The organism is Lujinxingia vulgaris, from assembly GCF_007997005.1.
Taxonomy (GTDB): domain Bacteria; phylum Myxococcota_A; class Bradymonadia; order Bradymonadales; family Bradymonadaceae; genus Lujinxingia.
This window is the reverse complement of record NZ_VOSL01000142.1, coordinates 1-24575: the sequence shown is the minus strand read 5'-3', so window position 1 is coordinate 24575 and position 24575 is coordinate 1. Positions and strand designations below refer to the sequence as shown.

Below are 24575 nucleotides of genomic sequence, written 5' to 3'. Positions count from 1 at the left end.
CTGATTGGTCAGTCTTTTGTAAGTTATTGTAGTGACTGGTGTGTCATTCATGGTTTTGGTGTTTGTGAATGGCTATTCATTCAATAAAATTAATGATTTATGGCTTGTCATGATGAATTTAGTCCTCTAGTGAGTAGACGCTCAGCAAGATCGGGGGTGGGGTAAACCACGAGAGGACGAGGAACTGATGCGGGATATTCGGTCGACGGATAGAGTTCAGGTTTTTGTTTATTTTCAGGCGGTTGGGGAGGCGTTTGGCGCAGATGTGGAGGCCAGGGAGGCCGGTGCGCGCGTGGTGTGGGTAGGGCGAGACGTTGCGGGAGACCGCCTTGCCGCGGGTGATTGGGGACGGATCGGGCTGCGCGACGAGGTTCGCGAGTGGGACGGTGTCGCGGGGGTGGTGCTGGCATGCGAACATCGATTTGATGCCGACGCGCTGCGTCGTAAAGTGCACTTTTCAAAAGAGGCAGGCTTGGGGGTGTGGGTGGAGGTTTGCTCGGTTGAAGAGGCGGAGTTCGCTGCTGCTGTGGGGGCGGACGGGGTGGTGATCTGCGGGTTGGAGGCCGGGGGGCTCTGCGGGGAGGAGTCGGGTCTGGTGTTGCTGGGACGCGTGCAGCGGGAGGTGGGGCTGCCGGCGGTGGTGCGGGGGGCGATGGGGCTGGATGCGGCAGCGGCGGTGATGGTGGCCGGGGCCTCGGGGTATGTGCTGGAGGAGGCGCTGTGGCTGTGTGAGGGGATGGCGCCTTCGGCTGAGGCGGTGAAGGTGTTGGAGCGGGTCGGCGCGACCGATACGCGTTGTCTGGGGGTTGTGGTGGGCGCGCGGTTCAGGGCGTGGTCGCTCCTGGCCACGCGGCCTACGAGAGAGCTTGGGGCCTGTGAGATCGATTTTGTGGATCGTCCAGACGGAGCCAGCGCGTATCTCGCTGAGGTTCAGGGGCGGCGATTTGCACGCTGGGAGACGCTCGATCCGAAGCGCGAGCTGTGGCCGATGGGGCAGGGCGGGGCGCTGGCGCGGGTGTTTCGCGAGCGATACGGGAGTGTCGGGGCGGCGGTGCGCGGGGTCCGAGAGCATGTGGCGGAAGTCATGGGACGATTGAGCGAGGACTTTCCGCTGGCGGAGTCGCGAGGGGTGGCGCGCATCAACGGGACGCGGCTTCCGATTCATCAGGGGCCGATGGCGCAGGTCAGCGATACGCCGGAGTTCGCAAAAGCGGTGGTGGAGGCCGGGGCGCTCCCCTGGCTGGCGCTGGGCAATATGCCCACGGACGTCGCTCGCCAGGTGATTTCTTCAACGGCGCAGTGTCTGGGCGATGCGCCATTCGGGGCGGGGATCATCGGGCTTGAGGCCAATCCTTATCGCGATGCCCACATCGATGAGATGGCGGTGATGTCCGGGCGTCGCGGGAACTTTCTGGGGCTGGTGGCCGCCGGGAGCGCCGAGCAGGCGATGGTGCTCGAGGGGCAGGGCGTGCCGACGTATCTGCATACGCCGACGCCGGGGGTGCTGGAGGCGGCGCTCAAACAGGGGCAGCGCCGCTTTATCTGGGAGGGCTCTGAGGCCGGGGGGCATGTGGGCACGCTCGGGGCGCTGGCGTTGTGGCAGATGGGGGTGATCGCGGTGGAGGATGCGCTGGCGGCCGGGGTTGAGCCGGCTGAGCTTGCGGTGGTGGTCGCCGGGGGGATCGGCAGCGCGGAGAGTGCGGCGGCAGCGGCGGCGATGCTCTTCGGGTTGCATCGTCGCGGGGTGGCGGTCGGGATTCAGATGGGGACAGCGTATCTGATGTGCCGGGAGGCCGTGGAGAGCGGGGCGGTGAGCCGCACCTACCAGGAGGTCGCGCAACGATCGTCTGGCACGGTGATCATGGGGGAGTCGGTGAATACGCCGACGCGAGTGCTCAAGAGTGCGGCAGCCGAGCGTGTGCTGGCCCGCGAGGTGGAGCGCTTAAAGGAGGGCGTCAAGCTCAGTGAGCGCAAGCATCTCTATGAGCGCGACAACCTTGGGGGGCTGCGGGCGGCCGCCAAGTCCGAGCGCATCGCCGAGGTGATGGCCGGCGGCGGCGCGCGCTTTGAGAGGCTCAGTGAGGAGGAGCAGCTCGACAGCGGGCTCTTTCATTGCGGGCAGGGGGTGAGGTTGTGCGCGGCGGACTCGATTGAGGCGCTGCATCAGGAGGTGAGTGAGGGGGCCAGGCGATGGGCGCAGACGCGTTGGGCGTGGTGGCAGGGCGTCGAAGCGGCCCAGTCGACCCGATTGATGACGACGGGTGCCAGGCGTTCGGACATGTCTTCTGAGTTGGGATCGGGTGCCAGGCGTTCGGACATGTCTTCTGAGTTGGGATCGGGTGCCAGGCGTTCGGACACGTCTTCTGAGTTGGGATCGGGTGCCAGGCGTTCGGACACGTCTTCTGAGTTGGGATCGGGTGCCAGGCATTCGGACATGTCGAGTGGCGTGAACGAGATGTCCGGGTGCCAGGCGTCCGAACACCGTGATGATCAGGGATCGATGCAGCGACAAGGGGAAGCGATGGGTGAGCGTGAGCGTGGCGTGATGGTCGATGGGGATCGGGCGGTGGCGATTGTAGGGATCGGCGCAAAAATGCCCGGGGCGCTGAGCGCGTCGAAGTTCTGGGAGAATATCCTGTTCGGGGTCTCGGCGATCAAAGAGGTGCCGGCAGACCGGTGGGATCCGGCGCTCTATTTTGATGAAGATCCGGCAGCGCCGGATAAGACGTACAGCAAGATCGGGGGGTGGATTGAGGGCTTTGAGTTCGACCGGCGCCGCTTTCGGATGCCGCCGAAGGTGGTGGCCAGCGTGGACCCGACGCAGCTTCTGTGTCTGGAGGCGGTGCATGAGGCGCTGGAGGATGCAGGGTATCTGGAAAACGAGTTTCCCAGGGATCGTTGCGCGGTGATTCTGGGCAACGCGCTGGGGGGGGATCTGCGGGATGATTCGACGTTGCGGATCCTCTACCCGAAGATGGACCAGGCGCTCAGGGGGGCGTTGATGGCGCTCTCGTCGAGCGCGCTGAGCGGGGGAGAGCGCGAGGCGCTTCTGGCCGAGGTGGAGGCGCGCTTTAAGGGGGGGCTTGGCGAGGTGAGTGAAGACTCGATGCCCGGGGAGCTGGCCAATGTGATCGCCGGGAGGGTCGCCCAGGTCTTTGATCTGCGGGGGCCGAACTTCGTGACCGACGCGGCGTGCGCGTCGAGTCTGGCGGCGATTGAGGCCGGGGTCCGGGGCTTGAGAAGTGGGGAGTACGATATGGTGGTGTGCGGGGGGGCAGACCGCACCATGGGGCCGACGAGTTTTGTGAAGTTCTCGAAAATCGGGGCGCTCTCGCCGGATGGTTCGCGCCCCTTTGACGAGGGAGCCAACGGCTTTGTGATGGGGGAAGGGGCCGGGATTCTGGTGCTCAAACGCCTGAGCGATGCGGTTAAGGATGGCGACTCGATCTACGCGGTGATTCGTGGGGTGGGCGGCTCCAGTGATGGGAAGGGTAAGGCGATCACTGCGCCCAACCCCCAGGGGCAGCGGCGCGCTCTGGACCGAGCCTATGAGGACGCGGGGTTCGGGCCGCGTTCGGTGAGCCTCTTTGAGGCGCATGGGACGAGCACGCCGGTGGGGGATCCGACCGAGGTTGCCAGCCTCAGGTCTGCGCTCGAGGAAGATTCGGGGGAGTGGGCCGCGGAGCGGATCTCGCTGGGGAGTGTCAAGTCGATGATCGGGCATCTGAAGTCGGCCGCCGGGGCGGCCGGGGTGATCAAGGTGGCGATGGCGCTCAAGCATCGGGTGTTGCCGCCGACGCTGGGGGTTCGGCGAGTGAATCCGGCGCTGGAGCTGGAGGGGACGCGCGTACGAGTTCAGACCGAGGCGCAGCCCTGGGAGGTGTTCCCCGGGCAGGTGCGGCGCGCCGGGGTGAGCGCGTTCGGGTTCGGAGGGACAAATTTCCATGTGGTGCTGGAGGAGTATCAGGCCGGGCGGGATGTGTCGGGTGCCAGGCGTCCGAACATGGGTGCCGAGTTGGGAACGGGTGCCAGGCGTTCGGACATGGGTGCCGAGTTGGGATCGGGTGCCAGGCGTCCGAACATGGGTGCGGAGTTGGGATCGGGTGCCAGGCGTTCGAACATGGGTGCCGAGTTGGGATCGGGTGCCAGGCGTTCGGACATGGGTGCCGAGTTGGGATCGGGTGCCAGGCGTCCGAACATGGCTGCCGAGTTGGGATCGGGTGCCAGGCGTCCGAACGAAGGCATTCTCGGGTTGAGCGCGGCGTCAATCGGAGAGCTGGAGCGCGTCATCGACGAGGTGATGCAGCGCCTCTCTCATGGAGGTGTGCAAGGGGTTGCTCCGTGGCGTTTGCCGCTTGCTGGAGAAGACGATGGTGCCGGGCGCAGCGTTGAGGGGAAGGTGCGTCTGGCGGTGGCTTTTGGCGATGTGCAGGAGTTGCAAGAACGACTCGAGCGCGCAAAGCGTGCGGCGAGTCGCAATAAGGGCTGGAAGGTGCTGGCGAACCAGGGGGTGGTGTTGGCTGAGCAGCCGATGGGCGGAGAGCTGGCGATGCTCTTCCCGGGGCAAGGCACGCAGTACCTGGGGATGCTCTCGGCGCTCAAAGAGCGCTTTGAGGTGGCGCGCCGCACCTTTGAGGAGGCTGATGAGGTGATGTTGCCGGTGCTGGGGCGGCGGCTCAGCGAGGTGATCGATCCGGGGGTGTTGGAGGGAGCGGAGGCCGAGCGCCGGGCGTTTGCCGCGTTGACGCAGACCGAGATCACCCAGCCCGCGGTGCTGACGGCGGATATCGCCCTGTATCGCCTGCTCGGGGAGCTGGGGATCGTTCCGCAGATGGTCGCGGGCCACAGCCTCGGGGAGTACGGGGCGTGTGTGGCGGCCGGGATCATGAGCTTTGCGGACGCGCTGCGCACGGTGGCCGCCCGGGGCACGGAGATGGCCAAAGTGACACCGATGAACGGTGACACCGGGCTGATGGCCGGGGTGAGTGCGTCGGTGGAGGTGGTGCAGCCGGTGCTCGATCGCATCGACGGATATGTGGTCTGCGCGAATATCAACTGCCCCACGCAGACGATCATCGCCGGGTTGAGTGAGCCGGTGCGTGAGGCGGTGAGACTCTTTGAGGAGATGGGGCTTCAGGCGCCGCTCTTGCCGGTGAGTCACGCCTTTCATACCGAGGTGGTGGCCGCGGCCAGCGGCCCGTTGCGTCGGCACCTGGGCAACATCGAGGTGAGCTCGCCGCGGGTGCCGATTCTCACCAACGTGACCGGTGGGTATTACCCCTCGGGGGCGGGATGTGAGGAGGCGATTCGCGATCTTCTCTCGGAGCAGGTGGCCGCGCCGGTGCAGTTCATCAAGGTCATTGAGACGATGTACGCCGGTGGGGCGCGCGCGTTCGTGGAGGTGGGGCCCAAGCGCGCGCAGGCCTCCTTTGTGGGGAGCATTCTGGAGGGTCGCGAGCATCTGGCGCTGCATACCAACCATCCTAAAAAGGGGGATGTGGCCTCGTTGTATGAGGCGTTGGCCGGGATGTGGGCGGCGGGTGTGTGGCGTCCGGGTGAGGCTAAGGCGGACGTTCGAGCTGTTAATGTTGATCGGGTGCCAGGCGTTCGATCGGAAGCTGCGGGCGTTCGATCGGAAGTTGCGGATCGGGTGCCAGGCGTTCGATCGGAAGCCGTTGACCGGGTGCCAGGCGTCCGCGCACATGTGAATCGAGCGTCGATCGACGCCGAGTTAATGCGAGTGCTGTGCGAGCAGACGGGCTATGAGGCCGAGGAGATCGAGGTCGACTATGAGCTGGAGGCCGATCTTGGCGTCGACACGGTGAAGCAGGCCGAGATCATGGCGCAGGTTCGCGAGCTCTACGGTCTTGAGCGCGATGAGAGCTTTCGTCTCTCGGAGTATCCGACGTTGAGGCGGATGGGGGATTATGTGGCGGAGCGTGTGGGGATGATGGGTGAACTCGCCGCGGTGCAACTCGCCGCGGTGCCGGGGGTTCGAACGGACGATGCTGATCGGGTGCCAGGCGTTCGAACGGAAGAGGCGGATCGGGTGCCAGGGGTTCGATCGGAAGCCGCTGACCGGGTGCCAGGCGTTCGCGCAGATGTGAATCGAGCGTCGATCGATGCCGAGTTAATGCGGGTGCTGTGCGAGCAGACGGGCTATGAGGCCGAAGAGATCGAGGTCGATTACGAGCTGGAGGCCGATCTTGGCGTCGACACGGTGAAGCAGGCCGAGATCATGGCGCAGGTTCGCGAGCTCTACGGTCTTGAGCGGGATGAGAGCTTCCGTCTCTCGGAGTATCCGACGTTGAGGCGGATGGGGGATTATGTGGCGGAGCGTGTGGGGATGATGGGTGAACCCGCCGCGGTGCCAGGCGTTCGAACGGAAGCTGCTGAACGGGTGCCAGGCGTTCGAACGGAAGCTGCTGATCGGGTGCCAGGCGTTCGATCGGAAGCCGCTGACCGGGTGCCAGGCGTTCGATCGGAAGCCGCTGACCGGGTGCCAGGCGTTCGATCGGAAGATGTAGATCGAGCGTCGATCGATGCCGAGCTAATGCGAGTGCTGTGCGAGCAGACGGGCTATGAGGCCGAGGAGATCGAGGTCGACTATGAGCTGGAGGCCGACCTTGGCGTCGATACGGTGAAGCAGGCCGAGATCATGGCGCAGGTTCGCGAGCTCTACGGTCTTGAGCGGGATGAGAGCTTTCGTCTCTCGGAGTATCCGACGTTGAGGCGGATGGGGGATTATGTGGCGGAGCGTGTGGGGATGATGGGTGAATCCGCCGCGGTGCCAGGCGTTCGAACGGACGACGTTGACCGGGTGCCAGGCGTTCAATCGGAAGCTGCTGATCGGGTGCCAGGCGTTCGATCGGATGAAGTACGGGTGCCAGGCGTCCGTACTGAGGTTCACGCAGCAACGATCGACGTCATGCCCAACGCTGCCGCGCACCACGCGAGGTTCGACAGCGCCGATTCCCGCGATGTGTCGGACCATCAGGCAACGCCTCTGGACGGGGCTGTGCCCTATCAGCCGCATCACCATGCCGTGGCGGCCGATGTGGAGATCTCGGGTTGCGCGGTGGGGTTGCCTGGTGAGGGAGCGATCTTTCGGCGCCATGCCATCGATGAGTTGCTGGCGGGCAAGAACATGATCGGGCAGGTGCCGGTGGGGGCGCGAGAGGCGATGGTCAATAACCGCATCGTGCGTCTTCAGAAGCATGAAGGCGGCGGCGGGGAGATGCGTCAGGTCACCGAGCTGGAGGAGGTGATCAAGCTCGCCGGCCTCGGAGACGACTTTGACCTGGATGAGTGGGGGGTGCCGGAGCGGCTGCGGGAGTCGCTCGACCGCACAAGTCAGCTGGCGTTTGCGGCGGGCTTTGAGGCCCTGCGCGATGCCGGGCTTCCTCTTGTGCCGCGCTACCGCGAGACGACCACCGGCAAGCGGGTCACCACCGGGTGGACCCTGCCGGAGTCAGTGGGGCGAGAGACAGGGGTGATCTTTGCGTCGGCGTTTGCGGGCCAGGATGCGTTGATCGAAGAGCTGCGGGCCCAACGGAGCGAGGACTATCAGTTCAACCATCGCTTTTTGCTGCTGGTGCTGGGGATCGCAAACTCGCGTTTTGCCGAGTTCGTGGGCGCGCGCGGGCCGAATACGAAGATCAATAATGCGTGTGCCTCGACGACCACCGCAATAGGAATGGCGCAGGACTGGATTCGTTGCGGACGGTGTAAACGCGTGCTGATTCTGTCGGCGGATGAGGCCAGCGGCAGCACCCTGATGGAGTGGATCGGCAGCGGGTTTTTGGCCACCGGGGCGGCGACCACCGAGGGCGATGTCAGACAGGCGGCGCTCCCCTTCGACAGGCGTCGTCATGGCATGATCATCGGGATGGGGGCGCTCTCGTTGGTGGTGGAGCAGGCCGGGCTGGCCGAGGCCCGCGGCATTGAACCCGTGGCCGACGTGCTCGCCACGCGCTTTGTGAACAGCGCTCATCATCCCACTCGCCTCGACGTCGATCATATCGCCGGGGAGGTCTCCGGGTTGGTCGAAGAGGTCGAGCAGCGCTTCGGGGTGCAGCGAGAGGCGATCGCTGAGCGGACGGTGTTCATCTCGCATGAGACCTACACGCCGGCGCGAGGCGGTAGCGCTTCGGCGGAGATCGCCGCGCTGCGGCGCACCTTTGGCAAGCAGGCCAACCGGGTGGTGATCGCCAACACCAAGGGGTTTACGGGCCACGCGATGGCAGCGGGCATCGAAGATGTGCTGGCGATGAAGGTGTTGCAGCGCCAGGTGGTGCCCCCGATCGCCAACTTTGAGGAGCCCGATCCGGAGCTCGGCGATTTGAGGTTGAGCCAGGGCGGCAGCTATCCGGCCGATTATGCGCTGCGACTGGCCGCCGGCTTTGGCAGTCAGCTGGCCCTGGCGCTCTTTCGCTATCGGGCGCGCCGCGAGCAGCGGGTCTTCGACCCGGCGCGCTACGGTCGGTGGTTGGGCGAGGTTGCCGGAGCCGAGCGTTATGAGCTGGAGGTGGTCTCGCGGGTGTTGAGGTTGCGACCGGTGCAGCCCGAGGATCGTCCGCCGGGAGACCGCCACGAGCGCGATGAACTCACGCGCTCGTGGCCTCCGATGTCGGAGGTGCCGCTTCCGGCTCCCGGGGCGGTGATGCAGCACAAGGCGTCGGTTGCAGAGGCGTCGGGCGTTCCGGTGCGGCGACCGGCTCCGGGGCTTGTAGCCGGGGAGGAGCACGCCTCCTTTTCGATGCGTCCGGTGGCCATTGAGGCCGCACCCGCCGAGGCCACCGATGTGCTTCGCCTGCAACACGCGCTTCGTCACCGGACGGTGGCGCTGGTGGGGGGGCCGGTGCTTGTGGCGGAGCTTTTTGCCAACACGCTGCGACACTTCGGGGCTCGGGTAGTCCGCCTGGCCAGCGATCGGCATCGAGGCCCGCTCGATGAGGCCGGCGTGGATCTGTGTGATGAGTCGATGTTGCGTGCGACGTTCAAGGAGCAGCGCGTCGACGCGGTGATCAACCTGCTGGGAGTGGTCGGTGCCCGGGAGGATGCCGAGGAGGTGTACCTGGCGGCGCGGCATACCTTTCATCTGGCGCGGGCGTTTCAGGCGCATCACGACGATCGGGTGCCTGGCACCCTGACACAAGATCGAGACGATCGGGTGCCAGGCACCCTGACCGCCGCGTTTATGAGCGTGACGATGATGGGGGGATGTTTTGGGCTGAACCCGGGATCGTCGCCGAGCGTGGCCGGTGGGGCGGTCAGCGGGTTTACCAAATCACTCGCCCGGGAGTGGGATTGGGCGCGGGTGAAGGTGGTGGATGTGGCCGGCCAGGAGCTGGACCAGCGTCGGGTCACCGAGGTGTTGGGAGAACTGGTGGGGGGGCGCCGCGATTGTGAGGTGGGGCTCGCGGGAGGTTTGAGCAACCGTCCGGTGGTGCTTGAAGCCTCCGATCTGCGCGCGTCGTCGTCGACGCATCCTGCGCCCGGGCCCGACTCGGTGATCCTTGTCACGGGCGGGGGGCGCGGGATCTCTGCGGAGGTGTGCGTTGATCTGGCCGGCCGCTTTAGGTGCGCGTTGGCGCTGGTGGGTCGCACGCCGCTTACGCACCCGGATCCGTTGAGCGTGGACTTGAAGGCGGAGCGCGCGCGGATCAAGGAGGCGCTTAAGGCCGCCGGTGAGCGTGCGACGCCTGTGGCGGTGCGTCAGAAGTTGCGACCGCTGGAGGCGCAGCAAGAGATCGCTACCAACCTCAATCGCATGCGTCAGGCCGGCGCTCGCGCCGAGTACTTCAGCTGCGATGTGGCCGATGCCTCTCAGGTGCAGAGGCTGGTGTCTGAGGTGGAGGCGCGTTTCGGGGCGGTCAGCGGCGTGATTCACGGCGCGGGCGTCGAGGACAGCCGACTGCTCGCTGATAAGGATGTGCAGGCTTTCGACAGGGTCTTTCGCGGCAAGGCGGTGGGGGGTGTCAACCTCTGGCGCGCGCTGGGCGATCGGGGGCTTGCGTTCTATGTGGCGTTTACCAGTGTGGCCGGGCGTTTCGGCAACGCCGGGCAGACCGACTATGCCGCGGCCAATGATGCCCTGGCTCGCCAGGTGATGCAGATCAACCAGCTGTCTCGCGAGCGTGGACGCGGGGCGCGCGCGCTGGCGATCGACTGGACGGCCTGGGATGAGGTGGGCATGGCGGTCGAGGGTTCGATGCGCACGATTCTGGAGGCGAAGGGGGTGGAGTTTTTGCCGCCGGAGGTCGGAGCGCCGATGGTCGGAGAGTCGCTGGAACGGGGCTTAAGCGGTGAGTTTGTGGTCGCCGGGGAGCTCGGCGAGTTGGGTCAGGATCGGGTTCCAGGCGCTCGGACAGATGATCGGGTGCCAGGCGATCGTACACATGATCGGGTTCCAGGCGCTCGGACAGATGATCGGGTGCCAGGCGATCGTACACATGATCGAGCGCCTGGCACCGTGACGAGTTTTGCGATGATCGATCGCGTGGTGGCACACACCTCCGATGAGGTGAGGGTCGAGCGCATCTTCGACCCGCAGCGCGACCTTTTCTTAAGCGATCATCGTTATGAGGGGCGAGAGCTTGTGCCGGGGGTAATGGGCTACGAGCTGATGAGCGCGGCGGCGATGGTGCTGACCGGGGAGCCCATTGCCGAGGTGCGCGACGTGAGGTTTGAGCGCGCGCTCAAGCTGGCGCATTCCGAGCCGATTCGCGCGTTGGCCACCGCGCAGATGGCGGGTCAGCAGGACGGCTGTGCAGTTGTCGAGGTGCAGGTGAGTTCGGAGCGCGTGGCGCGCACCGGGAAGACCATCCGCCAGCACCATTTCCGCGCTCGGGTGCTCTGTGGCTCGCCGCTCCCGCGTACGGACGTGCCGGTCTCGGTGATGCGCGAGGAGACGACCTGGTGGCAGGGCCCCGATCGCGAGTCGATTTACCGGCGCTTCTTTCATACCGGGAGCTTTCAACTTCTCGGCGGGGAGGTCTGGCACCATGAGGATGCGATTCTGGCCACGGGCGAGCTCTCGAACCATCGTCTGATGGCCGGCACGCTGGCCCAGCGCTGGGTCAGCGATCCGCTGGTGCGGGAGCTCGGGTTGCAGGCGGTGGGGTTGTGGGGGCTGATTCACCACGGGCGCACCTACCTGCCGCTGGGGATCGGACGCAGCCGCATGGCGGGGCAGGCCTCGGTGGGTGAGCCGCTGCTGGTGCGGGCGCATCGCTTGAGCGATGCGGCGGAGGGCACGATCGCGTTCGATGTGGAGGTGCGTGGTCACGATGGTCGCCTGCTGCAGCTGATGGAGCGCGTGGAGATGATCGCCCATGCGCCTCTGCGTGAGATCGATCGCCTGGCACCCGGACGGGAGGCGAATGTCCTGGAGGTGCGTCTGAGTGCGGACGAGGCTCAGGCGATCCTCCAGGGGCGGGGAGGCGACATCAGCGGGGTGCTCAGTGAGGCGGAGCGGGAGGGGTATGAGCGGCTCCGCAGCGCGCAGCGGCGTGGGGAATGGTTGGCTGCGCGTCTGGCCGCGCGAGAAGCCGCCCGGCGATGGGCGTTGCTTTTTTATGGCGAACGCATCGACCCGACAGACATCTGTGTGTTTAAGAGCGAGAGCGGAGAGCCGCAGCTGCGCTGGAGAGACGGGGCGAAGGGGGGCCGACCGCTGCCGGCGCTGAGTCTGACGCATACCTCCGGGCTGGCCGTGGCGGTGGTGTCGATGCCTGGCACCCGCTGCCGGCTGGGCGTCGACCTTGAGCCGCTGGAGGCGCGCTCTGAGGCCTTCGGTAGCGCCTATTTTAACGACGACGAGCGGGCGCTCTCGGTGGGTTCGCTCCCGGTGGGCCAGCGGGAGACGGCGCTGTGGACGGTGAAAGAGGCCGTCTCGAAGGCGCTGGGGCTGGGGCTGCAGCTAAGCGCCTCGGAGATCGAGATCGTCGCGGTGCGTCTGGAAGATGTCGGGGTGCCAGGCGATCGATCCTGGCGAGCGTCAGGAGATCGACTGTGGGCTGAGGTGGAGGTTGCGTTGCACGGTCAGGCGCGGGCCAGGCAGGTGGAGCTCGGAGTGAGCTCGGTGAGCGTGACCCTTCGGGTGGAAGGAGGCTTCTCGAAGTCGGTGGCGCTGGCATGGGGTCAGGGGCTACGCGACGAAGAAGATCGAGCGCCTGGCACCCGTACGAATGGTTGGTCACGGCAAGAAGATCGAGTGCCTGGCACCCGTACGAGTGGTTGGGCACGGCAAGAAGATCGATCGCCTGGCACCCGTACGAATGGCACCGGCGCGAATGTTCGAGCGCATCAAGAAGATCGAGTGCCTGGCACCGGTACAGATGTTCGAGCGCATCAAGAAGATCGAGTGCCTGGCACCCGTACGAATGGTTGGTCACGGCAAGAAGATCGATCGCCTGGCACCGGTGCGGAGACCCTGAGCGACGAAGAGCTCGCTGCGGTTGTGGCGTTGCTGCGTCACCGAGGCATCTGGGGAGGTGCCGAGTCCGATGTGGATTCGCAGGTCGTCCGTCGCGCGCTCTCCCCGTGGAAGGTTTGAGGGCGTTTGTCAGGGCATGATGGCGAGAGGCATCGGTGAGAGACACGAACCTGGAGAAGATGATGGCACAGTATGTCGTTGAGCTTGATGGTTGGCGCGAGCACCTGGTGCAGGTCCGCGAGGAGAGGCGCGGGCAGTGGGTGGCGTCTGTCGAACAAGGGGACACTCGCCGAAAGGTAGCTCTGCAGCTGATCGGTCGCCTGGAGGGCGAGCGCGTGGTGGTGCGGGTCAACGGGGCGGAGCACATCCTCGATGTCCGCGCGCTCTCGGGAGCGGCTGGCGAGGTCCGGGTGCCGGGCGCTCGGGCGAGTGCGGAGGGTGAGGCGCGCCATGTCAGGGTGCAGTCGGCCGGGGAGGTCGTGCTCCGGCGCAGTGCGCACGATCGCCCGGCCCAGCCGAGTGAGCCGGCGGTGTCTCCCGAGGTGCAGCGCGCTCCGATGACCGGGGTGGTGCTCTCGGTGGAGGTCGCTGCGGGTCAGCGTGTGGAGCGCGGTCAGGCGCTGGCGGTGATCGAGGCGATGAAGATGGAGAACACCCTCTACGCGTCGCACGCCGGCGTGGTCGGCGAGGTCTGTGTGGCCCCCGGTGAGACGGTGCGAAAAGACGACGTGTTAATGCGCTGGGATTCGGGCGCGATGAACGCAAGCGAGGTGCTGCGATGAGTCAGTCTCATGAGGTGATCGAGTTGCAAACTATCGCGAAGACACAGGATCGAGTGCCTGGCACCCGTGCAGAGGGCGAGCGTGGTCGAGAAGATCGGGTGCCTGGCACCCGTGCAGAGGGCCAGCGGGCTCAAGAAGATCGAGCGCCTGGCACCCGTGCAGAGGGCCAGCGGGCTCAAGAAGATCGAGCGCCTGGCACCGACGCTATCTGGAACGCGCGGGCGAAGGTCAGCGTGGCGATGGCCCGGCTGGAGCGTTTGTTTGATGCGGGGACGCTGGAGGTGATCGGGGCCGAAGTTACCCATCGGGCGCAGGGGTTCGGGCTGGAGAACAAAAAGATCCCGGGCGATGGGGTGGTTACCGCCAGTGGGCTTGTCGACGGCCGGCCGGTGTTTGCCTACGCGCAGGATCGCACCGTGCTTGGGGGGAGTCTGGGGCAGGCGCACGCTCAGAAGATCGCTCGCCTGCAGGACCTGGCGATGCGGGCCGGGGCCCCCTTTGTGGGCATCAATGATTCGGGAGGGGCGCGCATTCAGGAGGGGGTCGATGCGCTGGGAGGCTACGGGGAGATTTTTCGACGCAACGTGGCGGCCTCCGGTCTTATCCCGCAGATCAGCGTGATTGCCGGGCCCTGCGCCGGCGGGGCAGTGTATTCGCCGGCGCTTACCGACTTTGTGGGCATGGTCGATCAGTCGAGCTTTATGTTTTTGACCGGCCCGAAGGTGGTCAAGACGGTGACCTTTGAAGAGATCACGGTCGAAGATCTGGGCGGGGCCCGCACGCACGCCGAGCGCACCGGAGTGAGCCATTTTCGGTGGGAGAATGATGAGGAGGCGATCTCACAGGTGCGTCGCCTCTTAAGCTACCTGCCATCGAATCACCGGGAGGAGCCGCCTTTTGTGGCTCCCGAGGATGATGTGGCGCGTATGGATGTGGCGTTTAACACCATCGTGCCCGAGGATCCTCGCAAACCTTACGATGTGCGTCGGGTGGTGGAGCTGGTTGTGGACGCCGGCTCGTTTATGGAGGTGCAAGCCGGCTGGGCCCAAAATGTGGTCGTGGGGCTGGGGCGATTAGGCGGGCATGTGGTCGGGATGGTGGCCAATCAGCCTCTGGTCAACGCCGGGGTGCTCGATATTGATGCGAGTCGAAAGGCGGCGCGTTTTATTCGCACGTGCAACGCGTTTGGGATTCCACTGGTCAGTCTGGTGGATGTTCCGGGGTTTCTGCCCGGGCGCGAGCAGGAGTACGGCGGGGTGATCGACCACGGAGCGAAGCTGCTCTACGCGTACTGCGAGGCCAGCGTACCGAAGCTCTCGGTGATTCTGCGCAAAGCCTACGGAGGGGCGTATATCGTGATGAGCTCGCAGCATGTGGGCGGGGATGTGAACCTGGCCTGGCCGCGCGCCGAGATTGCGGTGATGGGGGCCAGCGGGGCGGTGGAGGTGCTTAACCGACGCGAGATCGCCGCCGCCAAGGACCCGGAGGCGCGCGCCGCAGAGCTCCGTGCGGACTACGAGGAGCGCTTTCTCAATCCCAATATCGCCGCGCAGCGCGGCTATATCGATGCGGTGATCGAGCCGTGTGAGACGCGCTCCAGGCTCTACCGACATCTCCGGGTGATGCTCAACAAGCGGGAGTGGAGTGCGCCGAAACGTCATGGCAACGGGCCACTTTGAGTTTTTCGAACATGAAGGCTGTGATCGGGTGCCAGGCGTTCGATCGCGCCGCATCTGTGATCGGGTGCCAGGCGTTCGATCGCGCCGCATCTGTGATCGGGTGCCAGGCGTTCGAACATGAAGGCTGTGATCGGGTGCCAGGCGTTCAAACATGAAGGCTGTGATCGGGTGCCAGGCGTTCGAACATGAAGGCTGTGATCGGGTGCCAGGCGTTCGAACATGAAGGCTGTGATCGGGTGCCAGGCGTTCGATCGCCTGGCACCCGGGCGCTTTGAATCAAATCAACCGATGCGCCAGCCGGCCATCGTGTCGGGCTCGCGGTCGGAGTGCATAGCGATGAGCTCGGTGCGTCGGCGCAGGTTGATGAGTTTGGGTTCGAACTCGACGGTCGGATCTGCGAAGTCGTCGAACTCGCGTTGCATTTCGAAGACCCCAAGGCGGTTGCCCTCGGCGGGCACCGCGTAGAAGGAGATGCCCCCCTGGGCGGTGGTGTAGATCTTGGCCAGGCCGCGGCGAGGGGTGGTGCGAAGTTCGCTGAGAAGCTCGCGCTCGTGGCTCAGGCGCAGGCGACTGCGGTGGATGTTGCGCGTGGCGTCGAGCACGAGCTCGGCGCTCTCATAGTAGTCGCGGCCGGGGAGACCGAAGACCAGGGGGTTGGCGGCAAGCCAGGCTTTAAGGCGCGGCCACAGCCCGAGGCTTTTGCGTACCATGCGGCGCACATCTTCGGCCGAGCGGGTCTGGGGGCGCGTCTCACCGTAGTCGCTCCAGTAGAGGGGGACGAGGCGGTCGGCCAGTCGGTCGCGGTCCAGAAAATGGCTGGAGCGCCACATGTTGGCGATGTAGGCCAGCAGCAGGGCCAGGAGTAGAACGAGGAGGGTGCGGGCGATGGTGGTGCCCCAGCAGCGCCACATGCCGGCCGCCTCCACGTGTACGGTCAACGGAAGGCGCAGCGGTGCGCTCGCACCCTGGCGGGGCACGAGCGCGATCTCGGTGGTGTAGGTGCCGGCCTCGCAGCAGGCGTCGGCGCGCAGGTGCAGTGTGAGGACGGGGCTTGATGCGGAGGGCGTGCCCTCGGTGCCAGGCGCGTGGACCACATCGGTGGTGACCTGGCCCTGGTCGCTCTCGGGGAGGGGTTTGCCATCGGCATCGAGGAAGGTCAGCCGGAGATCATCGCCGGGCCAGCCGGTGCGCTCGTCGGTGGGGAGGATGACGGCGTCGAAGTGCTGCGCGCGGCGGTGGTTGCCGGAGAGGCTGACGCGGAGGTCGCGTTTTTGTCCGCCACGCAGAGTGGTCTCAAGCCCGGTGGGAGCGGCCAGCTGGCTTATCAGCTCGGCGCGCACCGGGACCACCAAAGTAGGGATGGGGATGGAGTGCGCGCCGCGGTCGAACTCCAGTCGCAGGGCGTTGTCGAGGGTGCGCCGCAGATCGACCGGGCCGCAGTAGGGGGCGACACGCGTCTCCAGGGTGTAGGTCTGGCCGGGGGTAATGGTCTGGGCCTGGCCTGCGGGTACGCCGCTGAGCGCGAAGGTGACGCATTCGGGAAGATCGTCGGGGCGAGCCACCGTGAGGCGGGCGCGGGTGGCGGGGAAGTTCCCGTCGATGACGATTTCTTGAAAATGATCGGTGCCGGGCAAGAGATCCCCGGCCTCCAGGTTGGCCGGGGTCGCGGAGATGCGGCGGGTGGAGACCTGGAGGGTGCGCGCGGCCCCGCGCAGGGTCACCGGAGCGCCCTGGGCCGAGGGGAGCGTGATGCGCGGCGAGAGGATGTGATCGCCTTCCTGCAGGTTGACGCGCTCAAAGCGGAAGACCGCAGCCTCGTCGGTGGCCGCCGCCGGAAGACGGCGCGGCTCGGCGCCCGGCTCCTGGTAGAGGATGGCCGCCTCGGTGCCGCGGGAGGCGACATCGGCGCTGACCACCTGACCCTTTTCGTTGACGAGCGAGAGGGTCACGCAGATGCCCGCGCCCACCTGCACAAAGTTGGTATCTTCGCCCTGGCCACCGCAGCGGCCCTGCTGAACGCGGGTCTCGACAAAGAGGCGGTAGTCCGGGAGCGCGACAACGCGCCAGCGGTTGGCGCCGCCGGCGACCTGGACGGTGACCGGGGTGGTGCCGGGCTCGTAGTCGAGGGCGACGTAGCGGTAGCGTTTGCCATCTTCGTACTGATGCAGGCCGGTGCGTGAGGCGCCGAGCGTGCGCGGCTGGCCTTCTGGCGAGTTGAGGTTGAGGCGAAGTTCGCTCCCCTGGTCTGGGGCGACGGCCAGAAGCCTCATTCGCCGCGCGCCGGTGTGGGCGGGGATGGTGGTGGTGCCCGGGCGCAGCAAGTGCGCGCTGTACCCCTGGGAGCGCGAGAGGGCGTTGGCAAAGGGGGCGAGCAGGTCGGTGGGGTCATCGGCGCCGACTTCTCCAACGCTGCCGCCGCTCTCTCTGGCGAGGTCGACCAGGTACTGAGAGAAGACTCGCCCGCGCCAGCGCAGCAGGTAGAACTGAAAGAGGCCGTCTTTATGCGCATCGATTGAGTTCAGGTAGCGCGTGGCGTTCACCTGTGCGTCGTTGCATTCGCCGTCGGTCAGAAAGAGCACGACCTGGGCTGTGTTAGGGCGTCGCGCGCGGTTGAGCTCCTCGCGGACCGCCTCCAGCGCCGAGGCGCAGGGGGTGAGCTTGCCCGGGTAGGCGGCCACCGGGCCGTCATTTGCGAGCATGGTGCCCAGGCGCGTGCGGTTCTCCGCCAGCGGCGCGATCGGCATCGGGGACTCGCCCTCGCGCGCGCCATTGAGGCGCAGCACGCTGACCTCATCGCGATCGTCGAGCATGCTGAGCAGCGAGCGGGTGGCGAAGATGGCCAGGCGCTCCGGATCGGCGGCCGGTCCCTCGGCGGTGCGCACGCGCATCGATCCGGAGTCGTCGATGACGATGAGATATTGAACGCTTCGCGACTGCGCACTCAACGCCGGCGCGCTCTCCTGGGCGTGGAGCACAGGCGCAGAGAGCAGCGTCACGCTGGCGAGCAGCAGTGCGGCCAGAAGCAGTACCGGGCGGGCCAGTGGGGCGTTGTGGGCAGGGGCAGAGGTAAGCACGCGGGAGAACCTTCGGTCGGAGGTCGTCGTCGATGTTCCCACCCTAAGGGAGAGCGCGGTGCTTCGCCAGTTCGTCACCGAGGGCTCACCGTGTTGAAGACGCGCATCAGTGAGACAAACGTGCTCTCAAGTGTGTGGTGGGGGCGAGACGATGCGTCGTCAGGTGAAGAAAAAGAGGATGGCGCCCAGCGCGACGCCGCCAATGACGAGCCCCAGCGCGATGTCAACCCAGGCGGAGCGTCCCTCCTCGGCTGGCTCTTCGGGCAGGGCGGTGGCCATGGTGGCCGTGGAGCTGCGCGAAATGGCCGGCATCTGCGCGGTGGGGCGGTAGCCCGCCTGGCGAGGCTGCAGTTGTGGCTGGGTGTTGCGGGGGTAGTCGACGGTGGGCTCGCTCTCGAGCACCAGGTGCTGGGCGGAGGCGTTGGCCAGGGCCTGGTCGACCTCCACAAGGGAGGGGCGCCCGTCCGAGCGGGGGCGCGTGTGGGCCTGCTGGTCGGCGGTGCCGGTGGAGGGCGGCGCGCTGGTCAGGGGCACATCGTCGGTGTAGGGACCGACGCCTTCGAGATTGAGCGCGCGCAGCGCGTCGATCATCTCGATGGCGCTCGGGTAGCGGCGGTCGAGGTCTTTGGCGATGGCCCGCTCGAGGATGGGAGCAAAGACCGAGCGGCGCAGCTCACGGGGAAGTTTGATGTCTTTCTTGGAGCCCTGAAAGACGATCGTGTCGTAGACATTCTCGATGTTGACGACTTTCTCGCCGGTGAGCATCTCGGCCAGAATAAGGCCTAAGGCGTAGATGTCGGCCTGAGGGCCGACGTTCTTTTTGTGCACCAGCTCCGGCGACATGTAGGCGGGGGTTCCCACCAGGGTGCCGGCGTTGGTGATCTCAAAGTCGGTATCCCCGTCGAGGGCTTTGGCAAAGCCGAAGTCCAGAACCTTGACCTGGCCGCGGTCGCCGTCGTTGACGAGAAAGATGTTGGCCGGCTTTAAGTCGCGGTGGACGATGCCGGTGGCGTGGGCGGCATGCAGGGCGGCCAGGGCCTCGATGGTGATGCGGCGCGCCAGGGCCTCGGAGAGGGCACCGTGGTGCTGGAGCAACGAGCGCAGGTCGGTGCCCTGCAGGTACTCCATGGCCATGTAGGGGAGACCCGACTCGGTCTGCCCGTAGTAGTAGACCTGGACGACGTGGGGGTGTCGCAGGCTGTAGATGAGGCTGGCCTCGCGCTCAAAGCGCTGGCGCAGCTCGTTCTCATCGTGGGGGCCGGGCTTGAGGACCTTGAGCGCGAGCGTGCGGTGCTCCAGAAGATCACGAACTTTGTAGACGGCGCCGAAGTTGCCGCTGTCGATCTCTTCTTCGACGCGGAAGACATCGTCGACGATGTCGCCGGCAGCGGGCATCAGGGCCATGGGAACAACTCGATCTACGGGCAGCTAAAAAGAGGGGTCAGGCGTGGCGAGCCATGATGGCCTGTGTGGGGAAAGGTGGCAAGAGTAAAGGAGATGGGCGTTGTGAAGATGTACGAACGCCTGGCACCCGTGCGTGAGTGAGATGTACGGATGCCTGGCACCCGTACGAGTGCCGTGTACGAATGCCTGGCACCCGTGCGTGAGTGAGATGTACGAATGCCTGGCACCCGGTTCGATCTGTAAGAAGATGTGGGACAATTTGGGCGGGAATGGTAGGGTGCCGGGGCGACGTTGAATCTGGCAGTGGGGGAACCACCTTTGATGGGCGGAAAGACGCCATGCGTCGAGCCAACGCGCTTTGAGGTGGGGCAGCACGGGTTGTCGATTGGTGAGGCGTCGACCTAAGATCCCGATGGTGAATTTGAGACAAAAAACCGCTCGCGGCGTGCGTGCATGTAGCGAGGGGAGACGATCAGGAAAGACATGAGCTTTATGAAACGACAGGGTCGCTATGTGGTAGCGGCGGTCGCCGTGACGATCGCGTTCGCGCTGAGCGTGCAGCTTGGCGAGCGCGGGGTGCAGTTTGATCTGAGTCAGGCGACGGTCTCGGCCCAGGAGGGGGAGGAAGAAGCCTATCGCTTCTCGTCGTTGCGGATCCTCAACCGGGTGCTCCTGCAGTTGAAGGATAACTACGTGGAGCCCGAGCGCATTGAGCCGGCCAAGATGTTGATCGCGTCTCTGGAGGCGGTGCAAAACCAGATCCCGGAGTTTGTGGTCAGCTATGAGGTCGACGACCCCGAGCAGAGCCCGGAGAAGGTGGTGGTGCAGGTGGGCTCGGAGCGGCGTGAGTTTGAGGCCAACTCCATGGAGAGCCTCTGGGAGATGAGCCTTCGTCTCAAAGAGATCTTTTTGTTTGTGGAGCAGCATCTACCCGAGGATCCCGAGCGCAAGAATGAGGATATCGAGTACGCCGCGATCAACGGGCTGCTCTCCACGCTGGATCCGCACAGCAACCTTTTGCCGCCGACCTATTATGAGGAGATGCAGACCCAGACGGGGGGGCGTTTTGGTGGGCTGGGGATCGTGATCTCGATCCGCGATGGTCAGCTGACCGTGATCAGCCCGATTGAAGGGACGCCGGCCTCGCAGCGGGGCATCAAGGCTCAGGATCGCATTGTGCGCATCGGGGAGGAGTCGACGATCAACATGAACCTCAACGAGGCGGTGAATTTGCTTCGCGGGGAGCCGGGCACCGATGTGAATCTCTGGATTCAGCGGGCGAACTGGCCGGAGCCGCGCGAGTTCACGGTGACGCGCGCGGTGATCAAGATCGAGAGCGTGGACTCCAAGCCGCTGGCCGAGAAGGTGGGGTATCTGCGCATCAAGAATTTCCAGGCCAACACCTACAGCGATGTGCGTACGCATCTTGCCGAGCTTAAAGAGCAGATGGGAGGGATGCAGGGGCTGATCCTGGATATGCGCGATAACCCGGGCGGGCTTCTGGAGCAGTCGATTCGCATCAGCGATCTCTTTGTCGACGAGGGGACGATCGTGAGCACGGTCGGGGTCGGCAATAAGCTGCGGGAGACGAAGTCCGCGAATCGTGCCGGGACCGAGCCGAACTACCCGATCGTGGTGCTGGTCAACGGTGGTAGCGCTTCGGCCAGTGAGATTGTGGCCGGCGCGCTGCAGAAGAACGATCGCGCGGTGGTGCTGGGCGACACGACCTTTGGTAAGGGCACGGTGCAGATTCTTTATGAGTTCCCGGACGACTCGGCGCTCAAGCTGACGGTGGCGCAGTACCTGACCCCGGGCGGCGTTTCGATCCAGAATGAAGGGATCATCCCCGATCTGCGCACAATTCCGGTGGTGGTGACCCCGGACTCGGTCAATATGTTTTTGTCGCAGTCGATGCAGCGTGAGAGCGACCTGGCGATGACGCTGGCCAATCCCACCACGCAGCCGGATGCCGGTGGTGTGGTGCGGCAGATCCGCTACCTGGATGAAGACGCCCTCAATGAAGAGGAAGAGGAGTTCGTCAACCCGGATGAGTTCCGCGAAGATTTTGAGATTCGTCTGGCGCAGCGACTCCTTGTCGCCGCCGGCGAAGAGCATCGCCGGGAGGCGCTTCTGGAGAAGCTTCAGGGCGAGCTGCAGACGATCTTTGATACGGAGCTAAGCGAGATCAAAGCCGAGCTGAGCAAGATGGGCGTCGACTGGAGCGCCGGAGAGTCGGTGGCAAACGCCGATTATGAGCTTGAGGTTCGCGCCGCAAGCGAAGGCCCCTGGGAGGCCGGTCAGGAGGTGGAGGTCACCGCCGCGCTGACCAACCGGGGCACCGAGCCGCTCTACCGCGTTAAAGCGCTGACGCGCTCCGACAACCTCCTGCTGCGTCACCGTGAGTTCATCTTCGGGAAAGTCGATCCCGGCGAGACCCGTGAGTGGACCGTCACTCTGGAGATCCCCAAAGACAGCGCCAGCCGCCACGATCGCATGGAATTTGTGGTCAGCGATGACGAGCAGGAGTTTGCCGGCGAACACCACTTCGATCTTCCCATCGAGGGGCAGGAGCGTCCGCAGTTCGCGTTCTCCTACGAGGTGCTCGGTGGCAACGGTGACGGGATCTTACAGACAGAAGAAGACGTCACCCTGCGCATTCACCTGGAGAACGTCGGTGCGGTGCCCAGCGATGAGGTCATGGTCTACCTCAAGAACCTCTCTGGTGACGCCATCTACCTGAATCGCGGGCGAGGCACCGTGGAAGACCTGGCGGCAGGCGGCACCGAGCAGTTCGACTTCGAGTTCCGTGTGCGTCGAAGCCCCGATGAAGGCGTGGCTCGCCTGGAGCTCGACCTCTACGACATGGCCTACCGTGAGTTTGTGCAAAAGATCCTGGAGATCCCGGTGATCGACGATGTGGCGCCGGTGGAGGACGCCGAAGGCGTGGCCACGATCGGTGCGCAGGGCGCCGTCTCGCACGTCGGCGCGCACGCCCAAAGCGCCGAGGTGGCGCGTCTGGAACCCGGTGCTCGCCTGGAGGTCGAAGCTCGCAGCGGTGACTGGCTCAAGCTCAAGCTCGGGGAGCGCGAGGTCTGGGTCAGCGCCGACAACGCCACGATGGACGGTGGCGAGGCGTCGGCCGATGAGAGTGTGGCGACCTGGAGCCGTTTCCAGAAGCCGATGGTGTCGCTCAACCCCACTCAGATGCTGACGGGCGATGCGGCCGTGCAGCTCAAGGGCACCATCCGCGATGAGGGCCTGATTCAAGACTACTACGTGGTGGTGCAACGTCAGGGGGGCCCCCGCGATGTCCAGACGCGCAAGCTCAACTACGAGCGCGTCGATCGCGACGAGGTGTCGTTTGACGCGCAAGTGCCTCTCTTCGAAGGCATGAACCGCATCTCGCTGGTGACACGTGACGAGTCCGGCTTGATGACCACCGAGAGCGTGTACGTTTACCGCGAACGCAGCTGATTCGTCGGGACGAAGACCCCGTAGCATAAAAACGCCCGGATCCTGCGATCCGGGCGTTTTTTGTGTTCTGGGGGCGTGATCGGGTGCCAGGCGTCCGAACATGGTGTTGAAGATCGGGTGCCAGGCGTTCGAACATGGTGTTGAAGATCGGGTGCCAGGCGTTCGAACATGGTGTTGAAGATCGGGTGCCAGGCGTTCGAACATGGTGTTGAAGATCGGGTGCCAGGCAATCGAACGAGGCATCTGTGATCGGGTGCCAGGCGTTCGAACATGGTGCTGAAGATCGGGTGCCAGGCGTTCGAACATGATGCTGAAGATCGGGTGCCAGGCGTTCGAACATGGTGTTGAAGATCGGGTGCCAGGCGTCCGAACATGGTGTTGAAGATCGGGTGCCAGGCGTTCGAACACAAGGATTTTGCGCGGGTGCCAGGCGTTCGAACACAAGGATTTTGCGCGGGTGCCAGGCGTCGCTGCAGGTGATGCGCCCACCGCGTTAGCTATCGCGGCGCTCGACCGTAAATTCAGCCAGATCGCGCGCGATCTCAACGTTGGGAAAGATGGAGCGCGCTCCCTGAACAACCTCTTCCAGGTTGAGGTGTTTTTGGGAGATGTGCGTCAGGATCAGGCGCTTTGCGTTGGCATCACGGGCGCATCGTGCGGCATCGGCGGAGGTTGAGTGTCCACGCTGATGGGCGCTTCGTTCATCGCCAGCCACGTAGGTCGCCTCGTGGATGAGGAGGTCGGCGTCGCGGGCCAACGCGATGGCTTCGGGGCAGGGAACGGTGTCGCAGCAGTAGGCGATCTTCAGACCGGGCCGAGCCGGGCCGAGCACCTGCGAAGGCTCGATCGTACGGCCGTCCTCGAGCGTGATGGTTTCGCCACGCTGCAACTTCCCGAAGATGGGGCCCGAGGGGATGTTCAGAGCGCGGGCCCGCTCCAGATCAAAGCGTCCCGGGCGGCTGTCTTCGACGAGGGCGTAACCCCAGGTGTCGATGCGGTGGTTCAGGGCCTGCGTCTCGACGTGGAAGCCCTCGCCATCAAAGACCCTGCTGGCTTCCGTGATCTCGTGCAGACGCACCCGAAACCCCGGGCGAAGAATGTGGAGGTCGTGAAGGGTTTTGAACCAACGCCGCAAGCCGCGAGGCCCGTAGATATCGAGCGCATCGTCACGCTGGTTCAGTGTCAGTGAGCCCAGCAGGCCCGGCAGGCCGTTGACGTGGTCGCCGTGAAAGTGGCTCAGAAAGATCGCGCGCAGCGCGCCGGGGCGGAGTCCGGAGCGGGTCAGCTGCAGCTGTGTGGCCTCGCCGCAGTCGAAGAGAAAGAGCTCCCCTTCGCGAAAGAGTGCGACCGATGAGACGTTGCGCTGCGGCATGGGTTTGCCGCTGCCGGTCCCGAGAAAAACGAGTTGAATGGACATGGTACGATGGTCGAGGCAGGCAAAATCGATGAAGCGTCAGGGCGCCCGCGGAGGCAGCGCCAGAAGGTCGGCCACCATGGACGATCGCAGGGATCGGGTCAACCGGGGTCATGGGTTCCTGCACGGGTGCCAGGCGTTCGAACATGGAAGTGAGGATCGGGTGCCAGGCGTTCGAACATGGAAGTTGAGGTTCCTTCAATTTCCCGGACACATCGAAGAGAATGGTTTTAGTAACCACAACGAGGTGTTCCGATGAGCAGACAATATCCCAAGGACTTCAAGACCGAGGCCGTCCGCCTATCCAAT

General features: G+C 65.1%; 7 protein-coding genes. 4 read left to right on the top strand and 3 right to left on the bottom strand.

The features are described from left to right. Positions 1–478: 478 nt before the first annotated feature. The 3 genes from FRC96_RS19370 to FRC96_RS19360 all read left to right on the top strand — a co-directional run bounded on the left by FRC96_RS19370 (position 479) and on the right by FRC96_RS19360 (position 14900). The gene (locus tag FRC96_RS19370; RefSeq protein WP_230470482.1) at positions 479–12559 is read left to right on the top strand and encodes a type I polyketide synthase; all 12081 of its coding nucleotides are present in this window, start codon (positions 479–481) and stop codon (positions 12557–12559) included. 62 nt (positions 12560–12621) lie between these two features. Next, the gene (locus tag FRC96_RS19365; protein ID WP_230470478.1) at positions 12622–13221 is read left to right on the top strand and encodes a biotin/lipoyl-containing protein; all 600 of its coding nucleotides are present in this window, start codon (positions 12622–12624) and stop codon (positions 13219–13221) included. Further along, positions 13218–14900, top strand: coding sequence for an acyl-CoA carboxylase subunit beta (locus tag FRC96_RS19360; protein WP_230470477.1), 1683 nt, complete (start codon positions 13218–13220; stop codon positions 14898–14900). The genes FRC96_RS19365 and FRC96_RS19360 overlap by 4 nt, the downstream gene beginning before the upstream one ends. Before the next feature lie 281 nt (positions 14901–15181). Here the strand turns inward: FRC96_RS19360 and FRC96_RS19355 are convergent, their stop codons facing one another. Both FRC96_RS19355 and FRC96_RS19350 read right to left on the bottom strand, forming a co-directional pair. Next, positions 15182–17974: a vWA domain-containing protein gene (locus FRC96_RS19355; RefSeq protein ID WP_146976998.1), complete on the bottom strand. Its 2793-nt coding sequence runs from the start codon at positions 17972–17974 to the stop codon at positions 15182–15184. A gap of 159 nt (positions 17975–18133) precedes the next feature. Next, positions 18134–19378 (bottom strand): serine/threonine-protein kinase, encoded by a 1245-nt coding sequence (locus FRC96_RS19350; protein WP_146976996.1) that lies wholly within the window; start codon positions 19376–19378, stop codon positions 18134–18136. 492 nt (positions 19379–19870) lie between these two features. Between FRC96_RS19350 and FRC96_RS19345 the strand changes: the two genes are divergently transcribed. Beyond that, complete coding sequence (locus tag FRC96_RS19345; protein WP_230470476.1) at positions 19871–22852, top strand: MXAN_5808 family serine peptidase; 2982 nt, start codon at positions 19871–19873, stop codon at positions 22850–22852. Between the two features lie 493 nt (positions 22853–23345). Here the strand turns inward: FRC96_RS19345 and rnz are convergent, their stop codons facing one another. Then, a complete protein-coding gene (gene rnz, locus FRC96_RS19340) occupies positions 23346–24269 on the bottom strand; it encodes a ribonuclease Z (protein ID WP_146976992.1) in 924 nt (307 codons plus the stop codon). Positions 24270–24575 lie beyond the last annotated feature (306 nt).